The sequence below is a fragment of the Vibrio sp. 1401 genome, assembly GCF_033340295.1.
In genome coordinates, this window is sequence record NZ_JAWOWF010000029.1 from 59,059 (window position 1) to 65,537 (window position 6,479).

Genomic DNA, 6,479 nt, shown 5'->3' on the forward strand with positions numbered 1-6,479 from the left:
GTTGGAGGCATCATGCGCTTTACAGATGTTTTTATAAAACGTCCAGTTTTAGCGGTATCGATCAGCTTTTTGATTGCATTGCTTGGTTTGCAAGCGGTGTTCAAAATGCAAGTTCGTGAGTACCCTGAAATGACGAATACGGTGGTCACCGTGACCACCAGTTACTACGGTGCAAGTGCCAACTTGATCCAAGGCTTTATTACTCAGCCATTGGAGCAAGCGGTGGCGCAAGCCGATAATATTGATTACATGACTTCGCAATCGGTACTAGGTAAATCAACCATTACTGTCAACATGAAGTTGAATACTGACCCGAATGCAGCATTGGCTGATATCTTAGCGAAAACGAACTCAGTACGTTCTCAGCTTCCAAAAGAAGCCGAAGATCCAACCGTAACCATGTCGACAGGTTCGACAACGGCGGTACTGTACATCGGCTTTACGAGTGACGAGTTATCTTCAAGCCAGATCACTGACTACCTTGAGCGTGTAATCAACCCGCAGTTGTTCACTGTAAACGGTGTATCCAAAGTTGACCTGTATGGTGGTATGAAGTACGCACTGCGCGTATGGCTAGATCCTGCCAAAATGGGCGCTTTGAAGTTGACCGCTACGGATGTGATGAGCGTTCTTAACGCCAACAACTACCAATCTGCAACCGGTCAAGCGACGGGTGAGTTCGTACTTTATAACGGTAGCGCAGATACTCAGGTATCAAACGTTGCTGAACTTGAAGCATTGGTCGTGAAAACTGGTGAAGGGGATGTCATCCGCCTAGGTGATATCGCTAAAGTAACGCTGGAGAAGAGTCACGACGTTTATCGCGCAAGTGCAAACGGTCAAGAAGCCGTGGTTGCGGCGATCAACGCAGCACCAAGCGCTAACCCAATCAACATTGCAGCAGACGTACTTGAACTGTTGCCTCAGCTTGAGCGCAACCTACCAAGTAACATCAAAATGAACGTGATGTACGACTCAACTATCGCCATCAACGAATCGATTCACGAAGTAGTGAAAACGATTCTTGAAGCAGCGGTCATCGTACTTGTGGTTATCACACTGTTCCTAGGTTCATTCCGCGCGGTAATCATTCCTATCGTGACCATTCCACTTTCATTGATTGGTGTGGCAATGGTGATGCAGGCAATGGGTTTCTCTTGGAACTTGATGACGCTACTGGCGATGGTGCTTGCCATCGGTCTGGTGGTGGATGACGCGATCGTTGTACTAGAAAACGTTGACCGTCACATCAAAGAAGGGGAATCGCCATTCCGAGCTGCAATTATTGGTACGCGTGAAATTGCGGTTCCAGTTATCGCGATGACATTGACGCTAGGTGCAGTGTACGCGCCGATCGCATTGATGGGTGGTATCACCGGTTCATTGTTCAAAGAGTTCGCTTTGACACTGGCAGGTTCAGTATTCGTATCCGGCATCATCGCTTTGACACTATCACCAATGATGTGTTCGAAGATGCTGAAGGCGAACGAGAAGCCAAGCAAGTTTGAGCAAAAAGTTCACCATGTACTTGATGGCATGACTAATCGCTACGCAAGCATGTTAAAAGCAATAATGGCTAGCCGACCAGTGGTGATCGTGTTTGCGATAATTGTATTCGCAAGTTTACCAGTCCTATTCAAGTTTATTCCTAGCGAGCTAGCTCCATCTGAAGATAAAGGTGTTGTAGTACTCATAGGGACCGCACCATCAAATTCGAATTTGGACTACATCCAAAACACCATGGATGATGTGAATAAGATTCTCTCTGATCAACCAGAAGTGGAATACGCTCAGGTATTTAACGGTGTACCGGATTCTAACCAAGCGTTTGGTTTAGCTACACTCAAACCATGGGGCGAACGAGAAGCGAGCCAAGCAGAAATCAAACAGCGTGTTGGTGGGCTTGTTTCGAGCATTCCGGGAATGTCTATTGCTGCCTACGAAATGCCGGAGCTACCAGGTGCTGGTTCAGGCCTTCCTGTACAGTTCGTAATTACAACGCCAAACAACTTTGAAAGTTTGTTTACCGTTGCAAATGACATTCTGTCGGAAGTAGCAAGCAGTCCAATGTTTGTCTATTCCGATCTGGATCTGAAATATGATTCTGCAACGATGAAGATCAAGATCGATAAAGACAAAGCCGGTGCCTACGGTGTGACTATGCAAGACATTGGTATCACCCTCAGCACCATGATGGCAGATGGTTATGTAAACCGTATCGACCTAAATGGCCGCTCTTATGAGGTAATTCCTCAGGTTGAGCGTAAATGGCGTCTAAACCCAGAATCGATGAAGAACTACTATGTACGCTCTGTGGATGGTAAAGCGGTTCCATTAGGTAGTCTGATTACCATTGATGTGGTGGCTGAGCCTCGCTCTTTGCCACACTTCAACCAGCTAAACTCAGCAACTGTGGGTGCTGTTACAGGCCCTGGTGTTTCGATGGGGGATGCAGTTAATTGGTTTGAAAATATTGCACAAACCAAACTGCCTGCAGGGTATAACCATGATTACATGGGCGAATCTCGTCAGTTTGTAACGGAAGGTAGTGCCTTGTATGCAACCTTCGGTCTTGCACTTGCGATCATCTTCCTCGTTCTGGCGATTCAATTTGAATCACTCCGCGATCCTATTGTCATCATGGTATCTGTACCTCTGGCAATATGTGGTGCCTTGATCGCATTGGCCTGGGGTACGGCCTCGATGAACATATACTCGCAGGTTGGTTTGATCACGCTGGTCGGCCTAATAACCAAGCACGGTATCTTGATCTGTGAAGTCGCCAAGGAAGAGCAGTTACATAATAAACTGTCTCGTATTGATGCGGTGATGGAAGCTGCGAAAGTGCGTCTTCGCCCTATCCTAATGACCACTGCAGCGATGATCGCAGGTCTGATCCCACTGATGTACGCAACAGGTGCAGGTGCCGCGCAACGTTTCAGTATCGGTATCGTCATCGTTGCTGGCCTTGCAATCGGTACACTGTTCACACTATTCGTGCTACCTGTGATTTACAGCTACCTAGCTGAAAAACACAAACCTCTGCCAGTATTTGTTGAAGACAAAGACTTGGAGAAGTTAGCGCGAGTTGACGAAGCGAAAGCAGCTCATCGTGAATTAGCGGATAACAGATAAGCTATTAAGGCATTCAAAAAGGTCACTTCGGTGGCCTTTTTTATTGCCGCTCTCTTTTTTACCATCTAAATGGCGACTTTCACGTATCATTTACTTAAAATGAGGACAAATCAAAAGGAGTTTTAGCCACTATGTTTGACCCAAAGAAATTAGAGCAAATTGCTAAACAGATTCACGACTCAATGCCTCAACCTGTAAAAGAGTTGGGCTCTGATGTCGATCAGAAAGTTCGTCAAGTAATCCAAGGCCAACTAAACAAGCTAGATGTTGTAAGTCGCGAAGAGTTTGATGTTCAAACTCAAGTTTTACTACGTACACGTCAAAAGCTAACAGAAATGGAACAGAAGTTGGCGCAACTTGAAGAAAAGCTTGCAGAAAAATAAGTATCAAAGCGCTCCTCACAAAGGAGCGTTTTTCTTATCTGCGCGCAGATAAATCGGCTAAAAACAAAAAAGCTTGGCCAACGGCGACCAAGCCTTTTGATTAGATGTTGTGTTTTATTTTGTATTTATCACTCCGGTCTGCCTGGAGTTTATCTACTGCGTTACTTGAGACTAAGTAAATTACGCTGTATTAAGGTTTCATTTCTAGGAGAAGGCGCGGACTTTACGATAGTAAACGAGCACCTTCGACACCGAAATGGAGCCTTAAGGCCAGTCATTTAGCCGCCCACCGCGATACGCTTCATATCAGTCATGTAACCACGTAGCTCTTCACCGATGTACTCTACAGGGTGGTTACGGATTGTTTCATTCACAGCGATGAGAATCGCGTTATCCACTTGGTTAGACGTTTCACCTAAACCTTTACCAATTACGTCAGTATTTACGGCTGGCATAAACTTCTCACGTAGAAGCGGCGTTGCTACGTTAGCGAACAGGTAGTTACCGTATTCCGCAGTGTCTGAGATAACCACGTTCATCTCGTATAAACGCTTACGTGCGATAGTGTTTGCGATAAGTGGCAGCTCGTGTAGAGACTCGTAGTAAGCAGACTCATCGATGATGCCAGATGCCGTCATCGCTTCGAATGCTAGCTCAACACCCGCACGAACCATAGCAACCATCAAGATACCGTTATCGAAGTACTCTTGCTCAGAGATTTCTACGTCAGTTTCTGGGTAGTTTTCGAAAGCAGTTTCACCTGTTTCTGCACGCCAGCCTAGTAGATTTGCATCGTCGTTTGCCCAGTCAGCCATCATAGTGCTAGAGAAGTGACCGGTGATAATGTCATCCATGTGCTTGTTGTATAGCGGACGCATCAGTTCTTTTAGCTCTTCAGAAAGCTCAAATGCTTTCACTTTTGCAGGGTTAGTTAGGCGATCCATCATGTGAGTGATACCACCAAACTTCAGTGCTTCAGTGATGGTTTCCCAACCGTATTGAAGAAGCTTACCAGCGTAGCCAGGATCGATACCATCAGCAATCATCTTCTCGTAACATACGATAGAGCCAGCCTGTAGCATGCCACAAAGGATAGTTTGCTCACCCATTAGGTCAGATTTCACCTCAGCAACAAAAGAAGACTCTAGACAGCCTGCACGGTGACCACCGGTTGCTGCAGCCCAAGCTTTCGCGATATCCCAACCTTCACCTTTTGGGTCGTTCTCTGGGTGAACAGCGATAAGAGTCGGTACACCGAAACCGCGCTTGTATTCTTCACGAACTTCCGTACCTGGACATTTAGGTGCAACCATTACTACCGTTAGGTCTTTACGGATTTGCATGCCTTCTTCAACAACGTTGAAACCGTGAGAGTAACCTAGTGCTGCGCCTTCTTTCATTAACGGCATTACCGTCTCAACAACGTTTGTGTGCTGCTTATCTGGAGTAAGGTTTACTACTAGATCAGCTTGTGGAATTAGCGTTTCGTAGCTACCTACCTCAAAACCGTTGTCTTTTGCGTTTTTGAATGACTGGCGTTGCTCATCAATCGCGGCTTGGCGAAGCGCATAAGCAACGTCTAGACCAGAGTCGCGCATGTTCAGACCTTGGTTAAGACCTTGAGCACCACAACCTACAATGACTACTTTCTTACCTTTCAGATAATCCGCTTCTGAAGCGAACTCACTGCGGTCCATAAAACGACAACGACCTAATTGGTCCAACTGCTCGCGCAAGTTTAGGGTATTGAAATAATTAGCCATCTGGGTGCTCCTTTGAGATTCTTCCATTGAGGTCAGTAATTGCCTTACCGAATAACTTCATACTAAAACAGACATGAGATTGCTTAAAGTGATATATTCACAATTAGTTATTGCAATTTATGCAACATGGAAATGAAAATTTAATGAATATCAAAAGCCTGCAACTTTTCATTCATCTCTGTGAGAGTAAAAGTTTCGCCAAGACCGCAGCGGCAATGCATATTAGCCCTTCAGCCTTAAGCCGACAGATACAAAAATTAGAGGAGGAAACCAGCCAACAATTGTTTTTACGCGACAACCGTAGCGTTGATTTAACTATCCAAGGTAAAAAGCTAGTCCCAGTCGCCTTAAAGATTCTTGGCGAATGGCAGCAGTATCAGAGTCACCTGAAGGGAACCGAGGATGAATTGAAAGGAGAAATCCGTCTCTTTTGTTCTGTTACTGCAAGCTACAGCCATCTGCCGGAGCTAATATCTGACTTTCGTATTCAGAACCCTTTCATTGAATTCAAACTATCAACCGGCGATCCAGCTCAAGCGATCGACAAAATACTAGCAGATGAAGCCGATATTGCCATATCAGCCAAGTCAGAACAGATGCCAAATAAAATCGCATTTGAAACGATCAGTGAAATCCCACTTTCTGTCATCGTACCTGTTGGGGTTAGTGCGTTTGCTGAAGAGCTACAAAAAGAAAAACCAGACTGGTCGGTCATTCCATTCATACTCCCAGAAGCAGGAACGGCAAGAGACAGGGCCAATAGTTGGCTCAAACAAATGAAAATAAAGCCAAAGATTTACGCACAAACTTCCGGACATGAAGCCATCGTAAGTATGGTTGCATTGGGGTGTGGAGTAGGTATCGCACCTGATGTTGTAATCAATAACAGTCCGGTAAGAGAAAAGATAAATCGTTTAAAAGTCTTACCAATTAAACCTTTTAAACTTGGTGTTTGCTGCAACAAAACTCAGCTGGAAAATCCGCTTGTTAAAGCCTTTTGGAAGGTTGCAGAGAGCAAGTATATCGCACCTTAGATGAACACTTTTTAGGTATAAAGTGAGCTAATTTTAAAACTCTATAGATGCAAAAAAGCCCGCTCTTTCGAGCGGGCTTCTTAAATTTAAAGCCTGGCGATGTCCTACTCTCACATGGGGAAGCCCCACACTACCATCGGCGCTATTTCGTTTCACTTCTGAGT

General features: G+C 45.3%; 4 protein-coding genes. 3 read left to right on the forward strand and 1 reads right to left on the reverse strand.

The window, feature by feature from the left end; translation table 11 throughout:
- The first annotated feature begins 12 nt into the window (after positions 1 to 12).
- Together vmeD and ubiK are read left to right on the forward strand one after the other, a co-directional pair.
- Positions 13 to 3,135, forward strand: a complete 3,123-nt coding sequence (vmeD, locus tag R7Z77_RS15325) for a multidrug efflux RND transporter permease subunit VmeD (protein WP_033907400.1) — start codon at positions 13 to 15, stop codon at positions 3,133 to 3,135.
- Positions 3,136 to 3,266: 131 nt separating this feature from the next.
- The gene (ubiK, locus tag R7Z77_RS15330; RefSeq protein WP_005379099.1) at positions 3,267 to 3,518 is read left to right on the forward strand and encodes a ubiquinone biosynthesis accessory factor UbiK; all 252 of its coding nucleotides are present in this window, start codon (positions 3,267 to 3,269) and stop codon (positions 3,516 to 3,518) included.
- A gap of 278 nt (positions 3,519 to 3,796) precedes the next feature.
- Here ubiK and ilvC read toward each other — a convergent pair whose 3' ends face one another.
- A complete protein-coding gene (gene ilvC / locus R7Z77_RS15335) occupies positions 3,797 to 5,281 on the reverse strand; it encodes a ketol-acid reductoisomerase (protein WP_047103684.1) in 1,485 nt (494 codons plus the stop codon).
- 143 nt (positions 5,282 to 5,424) lie between these two features.
- Between ilvC and ilvY the strand changes: the two genes are divergently transcribed.
- Positions 5,425 to 6,315, forward strand: coding sequence for an HTH-type transcriptional activator IlvY (ilvY, locus tag R7Z77_RS15340; RefSeq protein WP_025768266.1), 891 nt, complete (start codon positions 5,425 to 5,427; stop codon positions 6,313 to 6,315).
- The last annotated feature ends 164 nt before the right edge of the window (positions 6,316 to 6,479 follow it).